The 474-nt window shown below is 47.5% G+C and carries 1 rRNA gene; it reads left to right on the top strand.

Annotation, left to right across the window (positions count from 1 at the left end):
• Positions 1-474, top strand: a 23S ribosomal RNA gene (locus tag OCV80_RS16430); the annotation flags it as partial.

Here is a 474-nt window from a genome sequence, read left to right as displayed (position 1 = left end):
GCTAGCGTTATGTTAGATTACCGGAGGTAAAGCACTGAATGGTAGCGGGGCCGATAAGGTTACCAACGCCTATCAAACTAAGAATGCCGGCTAATTGATGCATAGCAGTCAGACAGTGTGAGATAAGTTTCATTGTCAAAAGGGAAACAGCCCAGACCTACAGCTAAGGTCCCGAATAGATGCTAAGTGGAAAACGATGTGGAGTTGCGAAAACAACCAGGATGTTGGCTTAGAAGCAGCCACTCATTAAAAGAGTGCGTAATAGCTCACTGGTCGAGTGACTCTGCGCGGAAAATGTAACGGGGCTAAGCATCTAACCGAAGCTTAGGATTGTCGTAAGACAGTGGTAGGGGAGCGTTCCATGTGGGGTGAAGTCGCAGCGAAAGCAGCGGTGGACTGCATGGAAGTGAGAATGCCGGAATGAGTAGCGAGAATTATGTGGGAATCATAATGGCCGAAAATCTAAGGTTTCTT

The organism is Oscillibacter acetigenes (assembly GCF_025567605.1).
GTDB classification, from domain to species: domain Bacteria; phylum Bacillota; class Clostridia; order Oscillospirales; family Oscillospiraceae; genus Oscillibacter; species Oscillibacter welbionis.
The sequence above is the reverse complement of the archived record's forward strand: the minus strand, read 5'-3'. Positions and strand labels throughout refer to the sequence as shown.